Raw genomic sequence first — 22,349 nt, 5'->3', positions numbered from 1 at the left:
CGGTGGCTCCGGCAGCGGGGACGGCGGTCCGGGCATCGGCCCGGGGGTGGGTGCCGGAGGCACCGGATCGGGATACGGGTGGGTCATCGGAAGCCTCCGAACGGTTCGGAACGGATCTGCTTCCACCGTCTCCCGGACCCGCCGCCCGCGCCCGGTGGGGCCGTACGTACGGGTTCCGGATGCCCTGCCGAACCCCTGCCACGAGGGACGCTCCCGAACGGATCCCCGACGGGCTGGCCCGGGTCAGCGTGCGGCGGGGACCGCGTGCGGGCTCCGCCCGGTGCCGGTGCCGGGCACGGGCTCCGACGCGTCGGAGCCGAGCTCGACGATCCGGTTGTCGGCATCGACATGCACGACCCGCGGGACCAGGCCGCGGGCCTCGGCGTCGTCGACCTGGGCGTAACTGATCAGAATGACCAGGTCGCCGGGGTGAACGAGGTGTGCAGCGGCCCCGTTGACACCGATGACGCCGGAGCCGCGTTCGCCCTCGATGACGTACGTCTCCAGGCGCGCACCGTTGTCGATGTCGACGATGTGCACCAGCTCGCCCGGCAACAGGTCCGCCGCTTCCATCAGCTCGGCGTCGATGGTGACCGAACCGACGTAGTGCAGGTCGGCATGGGTCACGGTGGCCCGGTGGATCTTGGACTTGAACAGAGTACGCAGCACTTTGGACTCCTGTATGACGGCTCCCTGCCTGCTTTGTGCAGGTCAAGGGCGTTCTTCACTCTACACGGGCACACGTTGGACTCGAAGACTGTGAGGAACATCGCTTCCCTCTGGCGAGGAGGCTTCCTGCCTGCGCTTCTGTGCGAATCAGGCTGTTGCGATGCCATCACCCCTTGCACCTGTTCGGACAACCGTCGCAGGATGTGAGAGGACTGATACTGACTTACCTGACGACAGATCAGGAACATAAGGGTCATAGAAGGAGCCGCTTCCCGGGAGCGCCGACGGGCGAAGTCGGCCGAGGGGGCAGTCGCGCAGAACCTTCCAGCTCTTCATGTGGACGAAGGCATGCTCCACACGGGGGTGTCAATCCCCTGGTTTCGTAGAGACCTCTTCTATGCGGCCTGGCACCTCTGGTCGCTCTTCTTGCGTGCTTCGGTGATGGTCCGTTCGAACTCTTCCGGAGGCAGGCCGCCGGCCGCGCTGTGTCTGCGCCGCGGGTTGTAGAACCCGGTGATCCAGGTGGCGATCCTCAGACGGGCCTCGGTGCGGGTGGCGAACCGGTGCCGGTGGATGTACTCGACCTTGACCAGCGAGTTGAACGACTCCGCGGCGGCGTTGTCCAGCGCCGACCCCACCCGCCCCATGGACTGCACCACGCCCAGGTGGTCACACAGGGTGCTGTACGCCTCTGACGTGCACTCACTCCCCCTGTCGCTGTGGAAGATCGTCCCGTCCCTTCGGCCGCCACGCGTCGTGGCCGCCCTCTTCAACGACGCGCCGACCAGGGCCGCGTCATGGTGCTCGCCCATGGCGTAGCCGAGGCAGCGGCGCGAGAACGCGCCGATGACCGTGGCCGGACAGATCTTGCCCTCACCGGTCTCGATCTCGGTCACATCGCCGTACCGCAGCACGTCCGGTGCGACGGCGTCGAAACGGCGATTCACCAGGTCAGGGGCGGCCTTCCGCTTGCCCTGCCGGGTCAGTCCGCCGCCTGGGCGGCTTGCGGCCCTGCAGACCGAGCTCGGCCATGATCTCGGCGACGGTGTTCACCGACACCTTCCAGTTCTCCGCCCACAGGTCCAAGGTGATCCTCGGCGAGCCGCAGGTGCCGCCGGACTCGGTGAAGAAGTGGATGATCCGCTCCTCCAGCCTCGCCCTCCTGACCTCGCGTTTCGTCGGCTCGTCGGGACGCCGACGCCACTTGTGGAACCACGCCTCGCTCACCCCGACCACCCGGCAGGACACCCGGTGCGGGACGCCATGCTCGGCCCTCTGGCTACCGATGAAGGCGGCCACCGCCTCCGGAGCGTTCTCGGTCACTTCACCCAGAGGGCCATGCATCGCTCGAAGACATCACGCTCCATCTCCAGTTCCCGGATCCGCTTGTTCTTCTCCCCGATCTCCCGGCGCAGCCGCTCCAGCTCGGCCCGCTCGGCCTCCCGCACCCGACCACCGCCTCCACTACCACTGGCGGCTGCCGGTCGTACGGGCCGGTCCGAGGATGTCGTCCCGTTACGGCGCCACCGCGACACCCAGCTGTGCAGCGTGCCCGGGTTGATGCCGAGCTCCTCGGCCACGTCCCCGGCCGGCCTCCCGGTCTCGACCACGATCCGCACCGCGCCCTCACGGAACTCGGCGTCGTACGGCGGCTTCTTCTTGGACCCCATGAATCCCAACTTCCCCTGCAATCACGGGCTCCACGCTACGAGGGGATAGGCATCAGCGAACTCCTGCGGCTGCTGCAGACCGAACACGATGAGACCGCCGCACGAGCCGGCAACCTGCGCGAGCAGACCGAGCAGCTCACCACCACCCTCGCCGAGAGCGAAGCCCGCCCGGCCGAGCCCGCCGCCACCCGCAAGGCCATCGATGGCCCCACCCCTCCCGATGCACCGGCCCCCGTGAAGACCGCCACCGCCACCATCCACCAGCGCATCGTGACCACGTTCAACGAGCACCCCGGGAAGGTGTTCCGCGTCCGCGATCCGCACGAGCACCTCGGCCTGCCCACCGACGAGCCCTCGATCAACGTCACCCGCTCCCGCCCGGGACGACCCCCGCCGGCTTCGAAGGCTTCTTCGAGGACCCAGACGCAGTTCGGAGGGCAGTAGGACGGCAGGCTCCTTCCCACAGGAATGACTCCGGCCTCGACCGGGGCGTCCTCATCCTCCGGATCCGCGAGTTTGAGGCCCTTCTCGAAGCCTTCCTTCTCGTCGACGATCACGAAGTGGTCCTTGCCCGTGCGCTCGTCGGGGACGAGCTTCCACAGGCCGACGGGGGCTCGGGCAGCAGGACTGCGAACGCTTGTCCGTCGATCACCGCGATACCTCCTCCGTCGAAACTGATGCGTACCGCCGTCTCGCGGAGCTGATCCAAGCCGGTCATGCCGCCTCCTCCTCATCTTCGACCGGACCGCAGACCGGTCCGGGCCGAGAACGCTTGGAGGGTGCCGAAGTCACGCCGCAAGGCGCGGGCCGGCCGCACGAGGCTCCCTGGCGTGCCAACGACATCCCACGCGCGCGAGGGCGTCGACGAGAAGCGCGTGGCCGCCACCGGCATGGCGGCCGACCGGGTGACGGCGGTTTCGTTCATACGCGCGCACCGGCATCCATTTGAGTGGGAGCGGTGTGAACTTCGACAGCTCTTCGGCCCTCCGGAGGACGATCGGTTGTGACGCGGCGTGGCCCGGCCGGTGAGTCCGGTGGTCCCGCCTCGGAACGCACTCGCCCCTGAACCGGGAAGGCCGTAGGCATTTCAGTCCCCACACAGAGGTGCGCCGCACGTTCAGGTGGCAACGTTCCGCACAGCTGTCCACGACGCCACCGCAAGGTGCCCGTCGGACGGCTCTCGGGCAGCGGATGTCCGGCGCGTGCTTCGGTGAACCGGGAAACCTCTCACGAGGGCGCCTCATCGCGGGGGTGTCGTCGGCAGAACGCGTTGCCGAGCCCGGCGGGGTCGTGCCGGGGGTCCGCGTCGGGGCGGGATCGATACGCCGGTCGCGAGCGGGGTCAGGGGCGCCGCCATCATCACAGAGGAGTACGGATGCACTTGATTCCCTCGGAGCAGGAGAAGCTGCTGCTGAGTGTGGCCGGGATGCTGGCCAGTTATCGCAAGGAGCGCGGTATCAAGCTGAACTACCCCGAGGCGGTGGCCTACATCAGTTGCTGGGTCATTGAGGAGGCGCGGGCGGGCACCTACACCGTCGATCAGATGATGAGCGATGCCGGCGTCCCTCTGGACGCGCGGAAGGGCGACACCCAGGGCGAGGGCGAGAGCGTCCTCACGACGGCCGATGTCATGGACGGGGTGGCCGAGATGCTCGACGTCCTCCAGATCGAGGCGACCTTCCCCGACGGGCGCAAGCTCGTCACTCTCCATGACCCGATCCGTGCCCCGAAGGCCACGCCGAAGCCCGCCCCGATCCGCTGAGGACGAACCCATGCCCTACTTCCAGCCGCTGGTCGCGCCTCCTTCGACGACTGGGCCGGCCGTGTGTCCTGGCCCCGGCCCGACTAATGGTTCCGGCCAGAAACCCGGAGTCCTGCCGCCCTCCGCCCTGGACCCGAGCCAGGTATGCGACTTCTCCCAGTACAAGGTGGGGGAAGTGTGGGTCAAGGACCCGGCTTCGGAGCATGTACTCAACCCTCGAAGCGGCAAGGCCACCGTCTATGTGGTCAACGTCGGGGACCGCGACATCCAGATCGGTTCGCACTTCCACCTGGCCGACGTCAACGAGGACCTGTTGTTCTTCACTGACCTGGACGCCGCCACAGCGGCAGAGGCTGTTCTTACCGACTCTCGGCGGACGAGGTCCGAGCAGATCGCCGCGGCCCGCGCGTTGGCGTACGACCGGTCCAAGACACCGGGCCGGGCCCCCTGGGGATACCGCCTCGATGTCGCTCCGGGGGACTCGATGCGGTTCAGCCCCGAGAACGCGCCCAGCGACGCGATCGAAGTCGTGCCGATCGGCGGTGAGCGGCGTGTTCCCGGCCTGCGCAAGGACAAGCAGGCCGGCTACGCCGAGCTCGACTGACAGTGAGGATGTGACGCGGTGACGCTGCGGGTGGGTCTGACCCTCCGACTGACTGACGTCTCGACTGTCCTGTTGGGGATTTGTCGGCCCGCCGGGCGTCACCACGCACGCGGCCGGAGGGGCGTTTGTGACCTTGTAGGAGCTTGGTCCAGAAGCCCCGTCACTGTCTTGTCCACCCGCCCGACCGGCGCGTGCCGCCCTCGGAACGGACACTCCACAAGGACGGACATGACCAGCATGACGCACGACGGCCCGCAGATCACCGGCGGTGTCGACACCCTCGGCCCGACCCACCACGCGGCCGTGATCGACCCGGTCGGCCGGCACCCGGCCGACCGGGAGTTCCCCGCCACCATCCGGGGCTACCGGGACCTGCTGGACTGGATGCGCACGCACGGCACGCTGGTCGCGGCCGGAGTGGAGGGCACCGGCGCCTGCGGAGCCGAACTCGCCCGGGTGCTGACCGCCGCGGGGGTCATTGTCGTCGACGTGGACCGCCCGGACCGCAGGACACGGCGCATGCGGGGCAAGTCCGACCCGATCGACGCCTACGCCGCCGCGACGGCCGTGCTGTCCGGACGCGCCACCGGCATCCCCAGGAGCCGGGACGGCGTGGTCGAGGCGGTGCGGGTGCTGCGGACCGCCCGCCGCAGCGCCGTCAAGGCCCGCACACAGGCGATGAACCAGATCCGTGGCCTGCGCGTGGCGGCCCCCGCGATGCTGCGCGAGCAGGTCGCGGGCCTGGAGCGGGCCGCGCTGATACGGACCCTGGCCCGGCTGCGGCCCGGCGACGGCCTGTCCCGCCCGCTGGCCGCGACGAGGGCGGCGCTGCGGCGGCTCGCCCGACGCCACCAGGCGCTGGACGAGGAGATCGCCGAGCTGGACGAGGAAATCAGCCCGCTGGTCAGGCGGGCCGCCCCCGCGCTGCTGGAGCTGTTCGGCGTCGGCCCCGAGACCGCCGGCCAGCTGCCGGCCTCGGCCGGGGACAACCCGGAACGGATGCGGTCCGAGGGCGCGTTCGCGCACCTGGCCGGTGTCGCGCCGATCCCGGCCCCGTCCGGCCGCACCCACCGCCACCGCCTCAACCGCGGCGGCGACCGGGCCGCGGACAACGCCCTGCACACCATCGTGCTCACCCGCATGCGCTTCGACGCACGCACCCGCGCCCACGTCGAACGCCGCACCGAGGAAGGGCTGAACAAGAAGGACATCATGCGCTGCCTCAAGCGGTTCGTCGCGCGCGAGGTCCACCGAGCTCTGACCAGCACACCAACCGAACCAATCACTCAAACCGACCTGACTCCAGCGGCTTGACAGCCATAGGAGCATCCGGGCGCTCGTACACCAATCTGGAGGAAAGCAAGTAATGGCGAGCATCACCCGCGCACAGTACGCGAAGTCCTACGGGCCGACCGTGGGCGACCAGGTCCGCCTGGGCGACACCAATCTCTGGATCGAGGTCACCGAGGACCTGACCTTCGGCGGTGACGAAGCGATCTTCGGCGGCGGCAAGACCATTCGTGAGTCGATGCTGCAGGGCACCACCACCAGCGCGCAGGGCGCCCCCGACACGGTGATCACCAATGTGATCATCCTGGATGTCGCTCCTGCCCAGGAGCGGGAGAACGGCAATGCCGTCGTGCGTGCCGACATCGGCATCCGGCATGGTGAGATCGTCGCGATCGGCAAGGCCGGCAACAGCGACGTCATGGGCGGGGTCACCGACGGGCTGGAGATCGGCCCTTCCACGGACGTGATCTCCGGCGAGGGCAAGATCCTCACCGCCGGCGCCGTCGACACCCATGTGCACTACATCTCCCCCTCGGCTGTCCGGGAGGCCCTGGCGACCGGGACGACCACCGTTGTCGGCGGTGGCGTGGGGCCCTCGGAGGGGTCCAAGGCAACCACGGTGACGCCCGGTCCGCAGCACCTGGTGAACCTCCACCGCAGCTTCGACGACCTGCCCGTCAACGTCATGCTGCTGGGCAAGGGCAACACCGTCAGCAAGGACGGTCTGGCCGAGCAGGCACTCGCGGGGGCAGGCGGTTACAAGATCCACGAGGACTGGGGGGCGACTCCGGCAGCCCTGGATGCCGCGCTGAAGGCCGGGGAGGACTGGGGCCTGCAGGTCACCCTGCACGCCGACTCCCTCAACGAGTCCGGATTCGTCGAGACCACCCTCAACGCCATCGGCGGACGCGGCATTCACGTCTTCCACGCCGAGGGCGCCGGCGGCGGGCACGCCCCCGACATCATGAAGGTGGCCGCCGAGAAGAACGTCCTGCCCGCCTCGACGAACCCGACGCTGCCCTACACGGTGAACACGGTGGCCGAGCACATCGACATGCTGGCCTCCGCCCACCACCTCGATCTCAGCAACAAGAACGACCAGGCGTTCGCCGACTCCCGTATCCGCTCGACGACCATGTTCGCCGAGGACGTGCTGCACGACATGGGGGCGATGTCCATCACCTCGTCCGACGCACAGGCCATGGGCCGTATCGGTGAAGTCGTGACCCGCACCTGGCAGGTCGCGCACGTCATGAAGGAGTGGAGCCACAAGACCTTCAAGGACGCGAACTTCTTCTACCGGGACGAGCACGGCAAGGGCGACAACGCCCGGGCTCTGCGCTACGTGGCCAAGTACACGATCAATCCCGCGATCACCCACGGGATCGACGAGTACGTCGGTTCGGTGAAGGTGGGCAAGCTGGCCGACCTGGTGCTGTGGGATCCGCGGTTCTTCGCCGTGCGCCCTGAGATGGTCATCAAGGGCGGGGCCATGGTGCTGGGCAACCTGGGCGACCCCAACGGTTCGGTGTCGACGCCGCAGCCCACGCTCCTGCGCCCGGCGATGGCCGCCGCGATCGCCCCCCATCTGTCGTACTCGTTCGTCTCGGACAAGGTGCTCAACCCGCCCGAGGGCTCCGACCCGTACAGCACGGTGAAGGGCAAGGGCGTGTTCAAGGACTCCCTGAAGGCCACCCTCGGCCTGCGGCGCGAACTGAAGGGTGCCAAGCCCGTCAAGGACGTCGAGAAGAAGCACATGGTCTTCAACGGCAAGCGGGCCGGGATCGACATCGACCCCAGTACCTTCAAGATCGCGGTGGAGATCCCGGAGGTCAGCCCGGCGCGGGGCCACAGCCTCACCAAGCACAAGAGCCTCGACGGATACTGGTACCTCGACCAGTCGAAACCGCCCCGGAGCCTGCCGCTCACCCAGCGCTACCTGCTGTTCTGAGGCGCCCGGTGAGCACCTCCTCACTCCTGCTCGCCCTGCTGGGCGACGCCCGCCTCCCGTCCGGGGGGCATACGCAGTCCGCCGGTCTGGAGCCGGCGTTGCGGGCCGGCACGACGCCCGCCGAGGTACCTGCGTACCTGCGTTCCCGTCTGCGCACCGTCACCCGGGTGGAAGCGGGAACCGCTGTCGTCGCCCGTGCGGTCGCGGCGAACGACGGTGACCTCTCCGAGGTCGAGGCCGCCTGGGCCGCCCGGACTCCCAGCCCGGCGCTGAGGGCCAACGGGCGGCGTCTGGGGCGCGGATACCTTCGCATCCTGCACGCCCTGTGGCCCGGCCCCACCGACGCCCGCGCACGCACCTGGTCCCGGCCGGTCGTACTGGGGCTGCTCGCCCAGCGCGCCGAAATGGACCCGGTCGACCTGGCCCGCCTGGTCGGGTACGACGACGTCCAGACGGTGACGGCGGCCCTGCTCAAACTCGAACCACAGGACCCGCTGCTCATCACCGCGTGGGTGAACGACCTGCTGCCCGACATCGACGAGATGGCCGCTCAGGTCGCCCACCTGCACACCCCCGAACAGATCCCTGCCCATGGTGCCCCTCTCATCGAGCGCTGGGCCGAGACTCACGACACCACCACAGAAAGACTCTTCAGTGCCTGAGAACACCACCGCCCCCACCCGCGCCATGCGCCTGGGCGTTGCCGGTCCCGTCGGCACCGGCAAGAGCTCGCTGATCGCCACGCTGTGCCAGGCGCTCTCCGGCGAACTGCGCCTGGGTGTCATCACGAATGACATCTACACCGACGAGGACGCACGCTTCCTCAAGAGCGCCGGGGTGCTGGACCCCGAACGGATCCGCCCGGTCGAGACCGGCGCGTGCCCGCACACCGCGATCCGGGACGATGTGACCGCCAACCTGCTGGCGGCCGAGGACATGGAGTCCGACTTCGGCCCCCTGGACCTGGTCATCATCGAATCCGGCGGCGACAACCTCACCGCGACCTTCTCCCCGGCCCTGGTGGACGCCCAGCTGTTCGTTCTGGACGTCGCCGGCGGCGGTGACGTCGTCCGCAAGGGCGGCCCCGGCATCGCCCGCGCCGACCTGCTCGTGATCAACAAGACCGACCTGGGCCAGTACGTGGGCGTGGACGTCGAGCGCATGACCCGGGAGGGCCGCGAAGCCCGCCGGGGCTCCCCGGTGGTCGCGCTGTCCCGGCACGACGCGACGTCCATCCGGATGCTGACCGGCTGGGTCCGCGACACCCTCGCCCACTACCGAACCGGCGAGCACACCCCTGTCGACCCGGGCCCCATGGCCCCGCACTTCCACGCCGACGGCACCACTCACACGCACTCCCACGCACCGGCGAATGCGGGGCAGGACGCGTGACCGACCCCACCCGCCTGAGTGTCAGCCCCGGGGAAGGCCGCAGCCGCGTCCACCACACGACCGGGCACCTGACAGTGCGGGTCATGGACCAGGACGCCGGCGGAGCCAGGGTGGGTCTGCTCGCCACCCAGGCGCTGCTGCTGTCCGGCGACGACGTCCGTATCGAGGTGAACGTGGCTCCTGGCGCCTGGCTCGACGTCGTGGAGACGACCGGCACCGTCGCCTATGAGGGCGAGGCACCGTCGTCGTGGACGATTGACGCCTCCGTGGGCGACGGCGCCGTCCTGACCTGGGCGGGCAAGCCGTTCGTGGTCTCGGACGAGATCGCCACCCACCGCGGCACCCGGATCCGGCTGCACGGCACCGGAAAAGTACTGATACAGGAGAAGGTCGTGCTGGGGCGCGCCGGACAAATGGGCGGAGACCTGACCATGGCTCTGGACGCGAGTGACGACACCGGGCCGGTGCAGGTGGAGTACCTCGATCTGGGACAGCAGGCCCGTCAGATGCCGGGCGTCTTCGGGGACCTGCGCTCCATGGACACGGTCACCGCCCTGGGATGGACACCTGAACCGATCGGTGAACCGGAAGCCGGCACCACCGGGCCCGGGGAGACCTACTTTCTCCTGGACCAGTCCGGGGCCGCACTGCGCTGGATGGGGATCGGCCGGTTCCGCGACCAGCTGTGCGACCTCACCTTCGCCGCCTGGCGCGAGGAAGCCATGCGTGACTACCGGCACCGACGTGCCGTACGGCCTTCGACGGCCCCGGACGGCAGCCCGTTCTCTCCTGCAGGCGGGGCGAGCCCCCAGGGGCGTTGCAAAGTCCTGTCGACCACGTGAGTCCGCTGATCACGGCGGCGGTGCCGGCCGGGGCTCGTTCGCGGGGGACGGCAAGGGCGCCCGCGAGTCACGGCCTGGGCTTGGCTCTGTCGGGGATCTTGGGGATCCCCGACAGAGTCGGCATCCCGAGGGCCGGGGCGCCGTACGGCGGCTATGTGCACTTCTCGTCGATCTTGTACTGGAGTGCTCGCGGGTAGTCGTGCCGACTGAGCCGGACCCGGACCAGGATCGGGGCGTCGTTGATGTCATTGTCCGGGTCGGCGACGTCGTGCAGCAGTGCATCCAGTTCGGTGTGGGTGGTGAGTTCCCGCCCGTGCATCCGGTCCTTCTCCGAGCCGAAGACCTCCGCCAGCTTCTCGTACTGCCACGGGTGCAGCACATTGTAGAAGTCGGCCCCGTCGGACGGCTTCTCCTTGTAGTAGCAGGGGCTGATCAGCATCTGCTCGATGCCGTAGAAGCCCTCGTTGTCCAGGACGAAGACCACCGGCCGCAGGTGGTGACGCACGTGCGTGGACAGCTCCTGGCAGATCTCCTGGAACGAGCCGTCCCCGACGAACACCAGCGGCCGCTTGAGCGGTTGCCGGCGGGCCAGCGCCACGCCGGTGGCCGCGCCGACCGAGTAGCCGATGGCCAGCCAGCTGTTCTGCGCGACGAAGCTCGCCCGCTCCACCATCCGCAGGTTCATCGAGCCCAGCAGTGCGAACGCCGCGTCCGAGACCACCGTGAACGGCGAGGTGGCCTCCGGGCCGTCGCCCTTCGCCTGGCTCAGCAGAAAGGCGTTCATGCGCTGGAAGAACCCGTCGTACGTGAGCTCCTCGGCGTGGTCCGTGCTGCTCAGACTGGCCAGGAAGGCGTCCGTGCTCTCCGGGACCTGCCGGTCCTCGGCGTGTGCCAGCGCGTAGAGGTCGGTATCGAACGCCCGCTTGCCGAAGGCGGTGCCCAGCGCGTCCCGCAGCGCCGGGACGAACCGTGCCAGCTGGACGTCCGGGAAATACTGCGCGCCGACGCTGACGCCTTCGTGGGCGGCCACGATCCAGTCGTCGCCGATCGACTTCTCGCCGCCGAGGTTCTTCGACGTCGACCAGGTGCCCAGGCCGATCCGGCACCCGGCGGCCTTGAATGCCTTGCGTACCTCCTCCAGGCTCGCCTTGCCGTTGTAGACGCCGCTGAAGCCCGGGGTGTTCTCGGAGACCACGGACTTCGCTCCGACGGTGGTGAAGAACGGGATGCCGGTCAGTTCCACCAGCGAGACCAGCTCCTGCTCCAGCCGGTTGCGCTCGATCTCCTCGCCCGCCCACAGCACCGGTGTGCCGAGCCTTTTGACCAGCTGCACCGAGGCCTCCACCGCCTTGGCGAGCATGTCCTTGTTCTTCTGGGTGAACGGCCGTTCCTGACGCCGGAGTTCGCCCTGCGGCGCGGCGCACGGGGCGCTCCAGAGGTCGTCCATCACCTCCAGGTAGACCGGCCTGCGCTCGGTCAGGCCGGCGATGATCGCGCTGTCGATCTGCGAGGGCGCGAGTCCGGGGTTGGAGATCACCTGCGCGTCCACCGTGACCTGCCGGTAGACCTCCAGGTTACTCTCCCGGCGCTGGCTCATGTGCGAGGTGAGCAGCCCGACCGCCTGGTAGTTGAGCCACTGCTCGTACGACGGCGCCGCATTGATCGCGATCACCGGCACGTACTCGACGTACGCGCCACCGATCGGGTTGAGCAGGCTGAACGAGCCCACACCGTAGGTGACCGCGACGGCGGCGACGCCCTGCTCGCCCTTGGCGAGGTCGGCGTCGGCGGCCCGCATCCGGGCGTAGGCGTCGGCGGCGTAGCCGCCGCCGATCTCGGTCGGGGTGCCGACCCAGCGCACCTGGGTGGTGGCGTGCATGATCGTCAGGAAGGGGCCGAGGTGGTCGCCCGGCACCCCGAACAGGTGCCGGATGCCCAACTGCTCCAGTCTGGTGGCCAGGTAACGGCCCACTGTCCATTCGTCGTTGCTGCTCATCGGCTCAGTACCTCCGTTCTGCGTGCGCTTCCGGTACGCGCCTCGGGATAGGTCTCCGGTTCGGCCCGGGGTGGTGGCGGGGGTGCCTCGTGCACGGCGATCGCCGCGCGGACGGCGGTCTCCACCGCGCCCTCGATCCAGGCGTGCTTCAGCGAGACGTGCTCGCCGGCGAAGTGCACCGGGCCCTCCGGCTTGACCGCGTCGAGGTGGAAGCTGGTCATCTGGTGCGGGGTGTACACCGCCGCCTCGCCGAAGGCGTACGGGTCGCGCAGCCAGCTCTGGGTCTGTCCGTAGCCGGTGTAGAACACCTCGATCCGTCGGCCGTGCACCGATTGGAGGTTGCGCAGCCCGTACACGTACCGCTCGGCGTCGTCCATCGAGTCCCAGCGCGCCGCGTCGTCCGACCAGCTGTAGGCGGCCAGCACCACGCCACCGCCGCCGCTGTCGCGCACCGGGTGCGAGGGGTAGTACATGAAGCGGTTCGGGTTGTCGGTGGTCGAACCGCCGCCGAAGCAGTCGGTGGCGGGGCGCACGCTCGCCCGGCGCAGCGGGGTGTGCTCGAAGAGTTCCAGCTGTTCCTGGCTGATCCGGCTGGAGTCCACGCTCCGGTGGGCGCCGAGCAGCACCCTCGGCAGATTGGGCGGCGGCCGGTGCCCGTTGTGGGCGGCTGCCACGGCCGCCTCGGCGTCCTCCTCACCGGCCCGTTGGTAGTACTCGTACAGGCCGGGTTCGATGGAGTCGAGCTCCTCCTTCCAGTCCGCTTCGGTGAACTCCCACCACCGGCGGGAGAACTCCAGCAGCACCTTGGTGGCCTGGTCGTAGTGCGTCTCGATGATCGCCCGGCGCTTCTTGTACGAGTACGGGGGCGCGACCTGGACGAACCGCAGCGCGGAGAACGGGACGGTGACGATCGCGAAGTCGCCCTTCCAGACCGTGGGTTCGGCCTCCGGTTCGTCCTCGGGCACGGTGTGGACGGCGACCTGCGGGCCGTTCGGCCCGACGTCCTGGCCTGCCGCGCCGTCGCGGCGCGGATCCCAGTACTCCATCCGGATCATCCGCTCGCCCATTTCGAGTTCGTCCTGGAGCTCCTCGGCGAGGGCGTGGGGCAGCTTCCAGCTGCCGCCCTCGATCTCCCAGTAGGTGGCGTCCGGGTTGATGTCGCTGCGGCCCAGGAAGGAGTGGAAGAAGGACAGGTGCAGCCGCGAGGTCATGTTCTCGATCGTGCCGATCGCCTCGATGGCCTCGTCGCTGAAGCCCGCGTACTCGCGCAGGAAACGGCCCATCGAGTAGCCGTCGAAGTCGCGGATCACCCGGGCCCAGCCGTCCAGCCACTCGGCGAACGGCTTGCGCACCCGCTTGCCGTTGTCGATGTACGAGTAGTAGTCGCGGACCGGCTCCAGCGCCTGGTTGACCATCTCGGCGGTGGTGATCCGGGCCTCGTCGCCGGTGAGGTGGAAGCCCTCGTTGATGCTGCTGGGGTCGGCGGCGTACTCGCGGCGGCGGGCCTGGGTCCGGTTGGTGCGGATCCAGCTGTTGAAGCGCTTGACCGGTTCGCGGAAGTCCGGGCTGTCCTCGCCGTACTTCCAGACCTTGCCGTCCTCGAAGGACTCGTAGACCACCGGCGGGACGGGCGGGTTCTGGTTTCCGCTGTCGGGATCGACGTCGACGTTGTAGAACAGCTGCCGTTTCAGGCCGAGGCTGTCGACCAGGGCCAGGGTGAGCGGGTGGAAACTGGGCAGCCGCATCGCCCCGGCCTCCCCGTACTGCGCCGGATCGAAGAACGGGCCGTCCTGCCCGTCATCGGTGGAGCGGAAGGTCTTGATCCGGCCGCCGACCCGGTTGGCGTTGGCTTCCAGGACGGTGACGTTGTGTCCGGCGTCCTTGAGCAGCTTCCCGGCGACCAGGCCGGCGATCCCGGCGCCGACGATCAGCACGTCCTTGGGCTCGTCGGTCTCCGGGATGCCCTCCTTGATCAGGACGTCGAGGTAGCGCAGCTTCAGGTCCTTGTCGTCCGGACCGACCAGCAGCAGCTCGCGGGCCAGCTCCTCGCAGGTCCGCCGGCGGGCGCGGTTGTCGGCCGTGCCCTGGACGGTGGGGTTCTCATTCATGGCTTCTCCTCGCCGTTCAGGAGCCGACCGGCTTGTTGGGGAGGTCCTTGCCCTCGGCGAGCAGCCGCAGCGTGCTGATCGAGGGGGTGAAGGCGTAGAGCGCGCCCGTGGTGCGGACGAAGCGCTTCATGTCGACCGTGCCGGAGGTGCCGTCCTCCAGCTCGATCGAGGCCTTGCCGGCGAGTCCGGTGACCTTGTCGAAGCCGTTGGCGACCACTTGGCCGGGCCGGCTTTCCCCGGGAGGGAACGTGTCGTCGTTGGACCAGTGCTGCTGGACCAGTTCGAACTGCTCCTCCAGCGAGGTGCCGTAGCAGACGAACATCAGCCCGCGGTCCTTGCCGTCGTCCGGGCCGCCCTTGAACTCGGGGCCGTACGGAATGCCGCGGCGCATCAGGCGGTGGCTCTTCGGTTTCTTGTCGACGATTCCGGCGAAGGCGCGCGGGTGGGTGCGGCGGATGTGCGCGGCCCAGGGAGTGTGCCGGCCGGTGGGGTCGTTCGTGTAGTCGAAGCCGTTCCGGTCCGGGCCGAGGCCGGTCACGGCGCTGCAGGGCGGGGCGAGCGGTGTGCCGTCCTTGGCCCGGCCGACCAGGCAGGCACCGAGCCGGTCGGCGTCCATGTTCCCGGTGAAGTTCTTGGCACCGTCCACCATCGCCTTGTTCCAGCCGGCGACGTCCTGGCGAAGGCGGCGCACCACCTGGAGGGAGCCGTTCTTCATCCACTCCGGCGCCTTCCGGTCGCCCTGTTCGCTCTTGTGGCCGAAGACGAACTCGCCGGGCTCGATCAGCTCGGTTCCGGCGTGGTTGTCGCGGAACCCCTTGCGGTCGGCGTCCTCGCGGTGGAAGTCCTTGACGCCGGGCTGGGAGATACCGTCCTTGTAGCCGAAGTGCTCGTGGCCCTTCAGATCGCCCTCCAGGGTGCGGCCTTCGTCCACATGAACGCGGGTGATCTGGTGGGCCTGCTCCACCGTGTCGAGGTTCTTCAGCTTCTCCTTCAGCAGCGCCTCGGTGTCCGCGGCGACGATGAGGACCGCGTGCACGGCCTTGTCGCCGGTCCCGGCCCCGAACAACCAGGTCCTGGGGTCGCTCTCGCCGGTGTCCCCGAGGCTCTCGGCCCGTGCGGCCGCGCCCGCGCAGAACGACGTGAAGGTGCTGAGGTCCTTCTTGATCTGATCGGGTTTGCCGGCGATCGTCACGAGGCCCTCGAAGGTCAGGGAGACTCCGCAGCGGACGGCGGTGAGCGACGGGTCGCGGCCGAAAGCCCGGCGGGCCAGCGAGAACTGCTCGTTGAAGTCTTCCGTCTCGTTGGTTGTCGCAACGGTGTTGAGGATCGCGGAGAGCCAGCCGCGGCCCTTGGCGGCGTCCGGGAAGTGCAGGTAGCGGAAGTCCATGAAGTCCTTGTTGAACGCGGCCAGGATGTTGCCCTGGATGTCGGTGGACCCACGCAGCTCCGGCTGGGGCAGCTGCTCGATGGAGGGGACGGCGGTGGGGCGGGTGGGGGTCGTGGTCACAGTGGGGCTCCTCGCGGGGGTGGAGGGCGGCGGCAGATTCGGATGGGGATGACACGATCACCGCCAGTAACACAATGCTACGAACTGGACACTTTAAGTAACTAAGCCGTCGCTGTGAGCTCTGTCAAACGGAGCCCCTCGGGGTCACACGGCGTCGCCGGGCGGAGCGACGCCGCGCAGGCGCGGACGGGGAGCGGCACCCGGGCCGGGACCGCGGCCTGCGGGGCCGTGGCGAGCCGCCATCGACCGACCGGGTGCCCGGTCGCGGCCCGTTCCCGCGCCGGCCGGTCCCACAGCCGGTCCGGGGGGCCGGTGGCCGGGGCGGGGGTGGCAGGCCCAGGACGCGGGCGCCGTAGTCGGCCGACAGGGTCCACAACAGCCCCCGCGCGACCAGCCGTCGGAGCTCAGGTGGTGTCGGCCGGGCCGGTTACCGCGTGGTTACGCCGGGGGCGGTGGCCGGACGCCCCGCCCGTCGGCGAGCCGGTGGTGCGTCATTCGAAGCGCAGCCGCATGGTCGTGCCGACCAGGCGGTAGCCGGCGAGGCCGGGAGCGCCGAAGGGGTTGGGGAGAGGGGTGATGCGCCGGCGGGCGCTGTCGAGGACGTGGGAGACGTAGACGATGGTGTACTTCTCGTCCGGGCGCAGGCGGCTCGCCCGTTCGACCTCGGACTCGCCGAGTTCGAACTCGCCCCGGTTGCCGGTCGACGCCTTCACCTCGTACAGGAGGGTGTGGTCCCCGTGGTGGACGAGGAAGTCGTAACCGAGGCCGTCGTCGCCCGAGCCGTCGGCAAAGACGTACTGGCGCAGCCCCGACTTCCAGGACTCCTCGCGGGGGACGCCGTACTGCCGCTCCAGCCAGGCGGCCACCGCCACCTCTCCCGCGAGTCCGACGGCCCGGTCCTTCAGGGGGTCGCGGGGAGCGGCCCGGTGGCCCGCGCCGCGGCCGGTGGCCGGGGAGGCGATTCGCCGGCCCGGGAGCACCGGTGCCGACGGGGTGCCGGGCCGCGGGGAGGTGTCGAGTTGGCCGGGGGTGAGGTCCGCGGCGACCTGGCGTGCGAGAGCGCGCAGGTCGTCCGAGCCGATCGGGAGCGCCCGGCCGTTGAGGAGAAGTGACGGCCCGGGGGCGGCCGGGAGGGCGGGGGTGCCGGGCCGGGCCGGTTCGAGGGGTGGGGGCTCGTTCAGGCCCAGGTCGGCCGCCCGGTCCGTGGCGGGCATGTCCTCGGGCCAGTGGCCGTGCGCACCGAGCCAGGCGATCAGCGTGCGGACGCCGATCGGTTCGAAGTCGAGCAGGCCCTCGGCGTCCATCGCCGACGCGACCTCGGTGGCCGAAGGCGGCAGGGGCCCCTCACGGCCCCGGCGGTCGAGCCATGCCTCCATCCGGGCGCGCAGGCGGGGAAGGAGCATGTGGACGGTGTCGACGCACCCTTCGTGGATCTCGGCCACCGGGCGCGGCAGGTGCTGCCGGGCCTGTGCCGGGGGCAGCCGGAGGGCGGCCCACGCCTCGGCGTGGGCGTCGAGCCGGTCGGGGGTGAGGTCCCAGTGGACGCGTCCCCACCGGGGGTCCGGCTCCAGTCCGGGGAGCGAGCGCATGCGGACGTACTCCGTGAGGGGGCCGCCCGCCTCGTACGCCGGAAGGTGGGCGTCACGGACGCGGTCGGCCAGTCGGGCCCGGTTCTGCTGCAGCCAGGCCCGGAACTGCCGTTGGTGGGGCTCCGAGTTGTCGACGGTCGGCAGGCCCAGTACCTCCCAGGCCCGGTTGGCCTCGGCCAGGGGCACTCCCAGGGCGGACAGCTTCCGCCGCCAGTCGCTGTCGTCCACGAGTCCCAGGAGGCGGTCGGTCCGGTCGAGGTCGAGCCGGGCCACGAGCCAGTCATGGAGTTCGCCGCGGTCGTGGAGGTTCTCCTGCCCGCGCCGCAACTCCTCGGCGAGGTCGGGGTCGACGCAGGCGAGCAGGGGGACGAGCCGGGCGCTGCCGGAGCGGATCGAGGCGCGATCGGCGAGGGCGGCCTCCAGCCGCTGCGGCGGGATGCCGGCCACGGCGGCGATGTCCGCGTCGGTGACGTCCGTGACGGTACGGCCACGGCGCTCCAGTTCGATGAGTGCCAGCCGTACCGAGGTGGCCAGGTACGGGGCACCGATCAGGGTGCTCAGGGCGGTGGAGGCGGTCTGGAGCAGGTGCCAGCCAGAGGGCCGCTGCGCGCACACGACCACGACTCGGGGCCGCTCCGGATCGTCGTGCAGGAGGGAGCGGTCGTGGCCGGGGTCGTCGAGGACGTGCCCGGCCACGCGCGTGACCGCGGTCCGGGCGGACACGGCGTCGCAGGTTTCCAGCCGGCGGCGTATCCGGTGCGAGGAGGGGGTCTCGGGCCGGGAGGACCGGTCGTCGTCGAATTCCACCAGCGCGGCCAGGAGCGTGTGCAGCCAGGGCCCGGCGAGGGCGAGCAGTGGCGCGCCGGGGGCGTCGGCGATCGGCAGCAGGTCCACCAGGATGTCGACCTCCGCCTCGCTCGTCCGGCGGACCGGGTGGCGTCCCTGTTCCGCCAGGTGGTCGTGGACGCGGCGCCCCAGTGCGCGGTCGTCGACGGGGAGGACGGGCACGGGTACCTGGTCGAGCAGCCGGCGGTTCTGTGTTCCCGCCATGTCGGGCACGTGGACCGGTTCGGCCTCGGGGCCGGCCGGAAGGACGTCCAGTGTCCCGGCCCTGCTCACGAGGAGGTCGGGCAGGTGGCCGGGGTGCCGGCCGGGGTCCGTCCCGGGCGGGGGCAGCAGGTCCGCCCAGGCCTGTTCGTAGGCCCTGCCCAGCAGGTGCCCGAGGCGGCCCTGCCGGAGCCGCGGCATGCGGCGCAGCAGGACGGGCAGGTGGCGGAGCCGGTCGCCGGCCGTTTCCGGGTCGTCCCAGCGGCGTACTCCGAGCAGGCGCAGGCGTCCGAGGGCGCGGTCCGACTGCCGCCTGCGCAGGGCGGCGGAGGCCACGGTGAGGAAGGCGGGCGGTGCCTCCACCGCGGCCCACCACCACGCCTGGCCGGCCGTGGCGAAGGCGGGGGCGTCCTCGTCCTCGCCGGACTGGGGAATCCACGGGGCTCGGCTCAGGAAGGCCGCCAGCGGAGTGGGCCACGGGGTGCCCTGCCGGTCGGAGCCGCCCACGAAGCGGAACTCGAGGGCGTCGGCGGGCCAGTTGTCCAGGCCGTGAACGATCAGCTCGGCGTAGAGGCGGCGGCTCTCCTCGTCGAAAGCGGCGTACTCCCGCTGGCCCGGGAGCACGGCCACCTTCCTGCGGACGGGCCGGTAGTCGACGGTCTGGTAGAGGTCGGCACGCCGCTTCGGCCAGCGTTCGGCGGTCGACCGCCATCGGTCCCGCTCGTCCTGGTCCAGGCCCGGCGCCCACAGGCCGGAGAAGCGGGACGGGTGGTTGAGGAGTTGTCCCTTCACCGTCTGGAACGTCACGCGGTAGGTGGGTGGCAGGCCGTGGCGGACGCCCTGCTGTTCGAGGAAGCGCCGCAGGGTCTGTGCGTCGGTCCGGGTGCCGGCACAGATCTCCGCCGCGGGAAGCAGGACCCGGTCGGCGGCGACGGCCAGCGCGTCGGAGACCTCCTCGGTGCGTTCGAGGAAGCGGGACAGCGTCCGGTCGACGCCGCTGTGCCCGCCGGGCCAGCCGTCCCCGAACATGGCCTCGGTCGCGGGGATCCAGCCTTTGCGGCCCGGCACCAGCAGCCCCTTGACCACGGGGCCTCTGCCGTGCCGGTCCAGAGAGGCCGACCACAGGGCGCAGGCGAACAGGAGATGCTCGCGCAGGGTCCGGTCGTCCTCTCGGTGCTCGTGCATCGCTTTGCCCTGCAGGTCCAGGAGTGCCTGCGGGGTGTAGTCCCGCACCAGTCCCTGTTCCGCCAGCCAGGCACGGCCGCGGGACCGCCGGCTCGTCCTCCTGCCCGTCCGGGCGATCTCCGCGTGCACGAAGGAGATGTTGTCCGCGAGGCCGGGCGGAAGGCCGGGGAGCGTGGTCGTCGGCCCGTCCGGGCGGGGGAAGAACAGCCCGGGGTTCCCGGCCGGGGCGGGCCTCCCACCGGTCGTGAGGACGATCCTCCGGCCCTCCAGCTCCTCGATGGCGCGGGGGAAGCACACCGAGAGGTCGTGGTAGTAGTCCGCCCACCTTCCCGCGTCGAAGTCCTCCCGGGCCAGGGCCGATGCGACGCGTTCCGCCCAGTCGGCGAGCACCGCGGCGGACGGGCGGAGCCCCCGGCCGCGGACCGTGCCCAACGCGGTCACCCGCTCGGCACGCCGGGGGTGGAGCCCCGGGTCGATGACATGCCGGACGCCGGTGGCGGCCACGGCCTGCGGGGTGAACTCCCGGGCCCGGTCGGGACGGTGCCACAGATGGCCGTCACGGTACGAGGTGCGGGTGCCGACGGGGTGCAGCACCGGCATGAACGGCACGTCGCCGAACTCACGGCTCTGTTTCCCGAAGGCCGACTCCAGGCGCCGGATCTGATGGTGTGTCCAGCACATCAGGTCGACCAGGGCACCGTCGGGCATCGCGACGCGTCCCTCGTCGACCAGGACGGCCGCCCGTGCGCAGGCCTCGGCCGCGGTGTCGAGCAGCAGGTCGTTCCACGGCGTGGACTGCGTCATGGTGCGCCGGCTCACGTCCGTGTGGAACGGGGCGTTCAGGAAGCCAGGGACCGGGCAAGCCATCTCCGCGCCCATGGGCAGGAACGTGTAGAGCCTGCCCCGCTCCAGCGGCTCGCCGACGGGCACCGCGACGCCGACCGCGGCCGAGTCCCCCAGTGCCCGCCAGCCGTCCTTCAGCGAACCGGACTCCAGGCCGGCGGCGATGACCACGTGCGCGCGCTCGCGGTCCACCGGGGCCGTCACCACGATCAGGCGGATGCGGCGGCGCAGGGTGACCTGCTGGATCCTCAGGTCACGCGAGGTGTGGAGGGTCTCGACCTTGCGCGTGTAGGTTCTGGGGCGCCCCCGGCCGTTCACCCGGTGGGTCACGGTCACTTTGCCGAGGCGGTTCAGGAAGAGCTCGAACGGCGCCCCGTCGTCGGTCAGTTCGCGCAGTTGGCAGGCCGCCTCCAGTCTGGCCGCGGCGGACCGCAACGGGAGCCGGACCACGGTCACCAGTCCCCGTCGGCGGAAGGGCGCCACCCTTTCCGGGATGTCGTCCACCGGCACCGGGACCTTCAGCGACGAGAGGTTCGCGCGCAGCTGACCGGCGGCCTCCGGGCTGTCGGGCGCCACCTGGTCCGCCAGCCGGTCGAAGTCCTCGCCCTGGGCGAAACGGAAGCAGAACCCGTCGAAGACCTTGGAGGCGGGGCCCATGACGGAGTACAGCTCCGGGGCGGAGGTGAACTGGAGCACGCTCTTGAAGCCGACGCCCTTGTGGCCGATGCCCTCGTCGGGACGCTTGCTGGACAGGCCGATGCTGCACAACGCCTCGAAGTTCTTGGGGCCGAGGGGTCTGCCGCCGTTCGCCACGTAGAGCACACCGTGTTCGCCCTCGTCCTCGTCGAGGACGATCTCGACGCGGCCGTCGCCCTGCCGGGCCGGATGCGCGTCATGGGCGTTCTGAAGGAGCTCGACCAGTACGCGACCCTTGTACTCGGGCGAGAGCATCTGCTCGGTGATCTCTTTGAGTTCGAGGGCGGCGCGACGTCCGCGTCCGAGGTCGTCGAGACACCCCTCGGCCTCCATGACCGCCGTCGCCACGACTTGTCTCCGCCACCGCCTGGCCGAACTGCCGAGGCCCGCGGACCGCCTTGCCCGCTTCCGTCCTTCGGTCACGTTCCCCCCTGAAGCCCCTGGAAGTACCGATACCGACCATAGGGGCGACCACTGACATCCGAACGCGCCCGTCGTCGTCGCACGTCCGCCCCGCGTCGGCCGACCGCCCTCCGGCCTCCCACGGAGGGCGGTCACCCCCGACATGTTCACGTGAGCGCGGTGAACTCGGCTTCCCCTCGACTCTCGGAGCGCCGGGCCTGACTGGCTGTCAACACATGCCCGCACAAAGGAAGTCGGTGGAGATCATGCGTGTTCCGGCCAGGACCACCACGGCCCGCCCGATCGCCTTCGACGAGCCCCCGCCCTCTTTGGCGGAGCACGAGGTCGACGCGTTGTTTTCGGGAACACAACGGCCGGGACCGGGGAGCCGCATCGCGCCCCCGGTCCCGGCCCACAGGGCCTGTGACGGTTCTCGGGAACGTGTGGTCAGGAGCCGAGGATCCTGCTCTTCTGGGCCGCGAACTCGTCGTCGGTCAGGACGCCCTGTTCCTTCAGCTTCGCGAGTTCCTTGAGCTGGGCGATCCTGTTGTCCATGACGTCACCGGAGGCGGCGGGCCCCGGTGACGGCGGCGTCGATGCGTTCTGTTGTGTCGGTGTGGTCTGTTGTGTCGGTGTGTTCCGCCCGGTGGCCGCCGCGTCCTGCGCGGCCCACCGGCCCGCCTGGCGTCGCGAGACCCGGTTGGAGACCGCTGTCGCCGTTCCGGACACGACCGCGGTACGGGCGACTCCCCGAAGAAGTCCTGGCATGGCCGTCCTCCTTGGCTGTTTTCGAGCG

At 70.3% G+C, this 22,349-nt stretch carries 17 protein-coding genes; 8 read left to right on the top strand and 9 right to left on the bottom strand.

The genetic code is table 11. The features are described from left to right. Positions 1–243: 243 nt before the first annotated feature. The 4 genes from panD to OCT49_RS31735 all read right to left on the bottom strand — a co-directional run bounded on the left by panD (position 244) and on the right by OCT49_RS31735 (position 2,339). Positions 244–669 (bottom strand): aspartate 1-decarboxylase, encoded by a 426-nt coding sequence (gene panD / locus OCT49_RS31750; RefSeq protein ID WP_283855231.1) that lies wholly within the window; start codon positions 667–669, stop codon positions 244–246. 395 nt (positions 670–1,064) lie between these two features. Beyond that, the gene (locus tag OCT49_RS31745) at positions 1,065–1,616 is read right to left on the bottom strand and encodes an IS3 family transposase (RefSeq protein ID WP_283855230.1); all 552 of its coding nucleotides are present in this window, start codon (positions 1,614–1,616) and stop codon (positions 1,065–1,067) included. A gap of 4 nt (positions 1,617–1,620) precedes the next feature. After that, on the bottom strand, positions 1,621–1,992 hold the full coding sequence (locus OCT49_RS31740) for an IS3 family transposase (protein WP_283855229.1): 372 nt from the start codon (positions 1,990–1,992) through the stop codon (positions 1,621–1,623). Beyond that, entirely contained in the window at positions 1,989–2,339 is a 351-nt protein-coding gene (locus OCT49_RS31735) for a transposase (protein ID WP_283855228.1), read from the bottom strand. Before OCT49_RS31735 ends, OCT49_RS31740 begins: the two co-directional genes overlap by 4 nt. A gap of 234 nt (positions 2,340–2,573) precedes the next feature. Here OCT49_RS31735 and OCT49_RS31730 point away from each other — a divergent pair, with 234 nt between their 5' ends. From OCT49_RS31730 to OCT49_RS31695, 8 genes are all read left to right on the top strand, one after another. Beyond that, positions 2,574–2,783 carry a hypothetical protein gene (locus OCT49_RS31730; RefSeq protein ID WP_283855227.1) on the top strand — a complete coding sequence of 70 codons (210 nt, stop codon included), beginning with the start codon at positions 2,574–2,576 and terminating at the stop codon, positions 2,781–2,783. A 931-nt stretch (positions 2,784–3,714) separates the two neighbouring features. After that, positions 3,715–4,101: an urease subunit gamma gene (ureA, locus tag OCT49_RS31725; protein ID WP_283855226.1), complete on the top strand. Its 387-nt coding sequence runs from the start codon at positions 3,715–3,717 to the stop codon at positions 4,099–4,101. A gap of 10 nt (positions 4,102–4,111) precedes the next feature. Further along, a complete protein-coding gene (locus tag OCT49_RS31720) occupies positions 4,112–4,705 on the top strand; it encodes an urease subunit beta (protein ID WP_283855225.1) in 594 nt (197 codons plus the stop codon). Between the two features lie 228 nt (positions 4,706–4,933). Continuing rightward, positions 4,934–6,019, top strand: coding sequence for an IS110 family RNA-guided transposase (locus OCT49_RS31715; protein ID WP_283855224.1), 1,086 nt, complete (start codon positions 4,934–4,936; stop codon positions 6,017–6,019). 52 nt (positions 6,020–6,071) lie between these two features. Next, positions 6,072–7,946, top strand: coding sequence for an urease subunit alpha (gene ureC / locus OCT49_RS31710; protein WP_283855223.1), 1,875 nt, complete (start codon positions 6,072–6,074; stop codon positions 7,944–7,946). A gap of 8 nt (positions 7,947–7,954) precedes the next feature. Further along, complete coding sequence (locus OCT49_RS31705) at positions 7,955–8,608, top strand: urease accessory protein UreF (protein WP_283855222.1); 654 nt, start codon at positions 7,955–7,957, stop codon at positions 8,606–8,608. Positions 8,609–8,633: 25 nt separating this feature from the next. Further along, a complete protein-coding gene (gene ureG / locus OCT49_RS31700; protein ID WP_283856006.1) occupies positions 8,634–9,338 on the top strand; it encodes an urease accessory protein UreG in 705 nt (234 codons plus the stop codon). Continuing rightward, positions 9,335–10,180, top strand: coding sequence for an urease accessory protein UreD (locus OCT49_RS31695; protein WP_502963436.1), 846 nt, complete (start codon positions 9,335–9,337; stop codon positions 10,178–10,180). The genes ureG and OCT49_RS31695 overlap by 4 nt, the downstream gene beginning before the upstream one ends. A gap of 151 nt (positions 10,181–10,331) precedes the next feature. Here the strand turns inward: OCT49_RS31695 and OCT49_RS31690 are convergent, their stop codons facing one another. The 5 genes from OCT49_RS31690 to OCT49_RS31670 all read right to left on the bottom strand — a co-directional run bounded on the left by OCT49_RS31690 (position 10,332) and on the right by OCT49_RS31670 (position 22,321). After that, complete coding sequence (locus OCT49_RS31690) at positions 10,332–12,176, bottom strand: alpha-keto acid decarboxylase family protein (protein WP_283855220.1); 1,845 nt, start codon at positions 12,174–12,176, stop codon at positions 10,332–10,334. Further along, positions 12,173–14,284, bottom strand: a complete 2,112-nt coding sequence (locus OCT49_RS31685; RefSeq protein ID WP_283855219.1) for a flavin monoamine oxidase family protein — start codon at positions 14,282–14,284, stop codon at positions 12,173–12,175. Before OCT49_RS31685 ends, OCT49_RS31690 begins: the two co-directional genes overlap by 4 nt. A 16-nt stretch (positions 14,285–14,300) precedes the next feature. Beyond that, positions 14,301–15,791: a Dyp-type peroxidase gene (locus OCT49_RS31680; protein ID WP_283855218.1), complete on the bottom strand. Its 1,491-nt coding sequence runs from the start codon at positions 15,789–15,791 to the stop codon at positions 14,301–14,303. Between the two features lie 491 nt (positions 15,792–16,282). Beyond that, positions 16,283–21,499, bottom strand: a complete 5,217-nt coding sequence (locus OCT49_RS31675) for a sacsin N-terminal ATP-binding-like domain-containing protein (protein ID WP_283855217.1) — start codon at positions 21,497–21,499, stop codon at positions 16,283–16,285. Positions 21,500–22,000: 501 nt separating this feature from the next. Then, the gene (locus OCT49_RS31670) at positions 22,001–22,321 is read right to left on the bottom strand and encodes an SHOCT domain-containing protein (protein ID WP_283855216.1); all 321 of its coding nucleotides are present in this window, start codon (positions 22,319–22,321) and stop codon (positions 22,001–22,003) included. Between the last annotated feature and the right edge of the window lie 28 nt (positions 22,322–22,349).

This window comes from Streptomyces sp. ML-6, from assembly GCF_030116705.1.
Lineage (GTDB): Bacteria > Actinomycetota > Actinomycetes > Streptomycetales > Streptomycetaceae > Streptomyces.
The sequence above is the reverse complement of the archived record's forward strand: the minus strand, read 5'-3'. Positions and strand labels throughout refer to the sequence as shown.

Excerpts from the sequence above, each read along its gene's own strand:
- OCT49_RS31735 (WP_283855228.1), bottom strand. The coding sequence starts at position 2,339 with ATGGGGTCCAAGAAGAAGCCGCCGTACGACGCCGAGTTCCGTGAGGGC.
- ureA (WP_283855226.1), top strand. The coding sequence starts at position 3,715 with ATGCACTTGATTCCCTCGGAGCAGGAGAAGCTGCTGCTGAGTGTGGCC.
- OCT49_RS31720 (WP_283855225.1), top strand. The coding sequence starts at position 4,112 with ATGCCCTACTTCCAGCCGCTGGTCGCGCCTCCTTCGACGACTGGGCCG.
- OCT49_RS31715 (WP_283855224.1), top strand. The coding sequence starts at position 4,934 with ATGACCAGCATGACGCACGACGGCCCGCAGATCACCGGCGGTGTCGAC.
- ureC (WP_283855223.1), top strand. The coding sequence starts at position 6,072 with ATGGCGAGCATCACCCGCGCACAGTACGCGAAGTCCTACGGGCCGACC.
- ureG (WP_283856006.1), top strand. The coding sequence starts at position 8,634 with ATGCGCCTGGGCGTTGCCGGTCCCGTCGGCACCGGCAAGAGCTCGCTG.
- OCT49_RS31690 (WP_283855220.1), bottom strand. The coding sequence starts at position 12,176 with ATGAGCAGCAACGACGAATGGACAGTGGGCCGTTACCTGGCCACCAGA.
- OCT49_RS31685 (WP_283855219.1), bottom strand. The coding sequence starts at position 14,284 with ATGAATGAGAACCCCACCGTCCAGGGCACGGCCGACAACCGCGCCCGC.
- OCT49_RS31670 (WP_283855216.1), bottom strand. The coding sequence starts at position 22,321 with ATGCCAGGACTTCTTCGGGGAGTCGCCCGTACCGCGGTCGTGTCCGGA.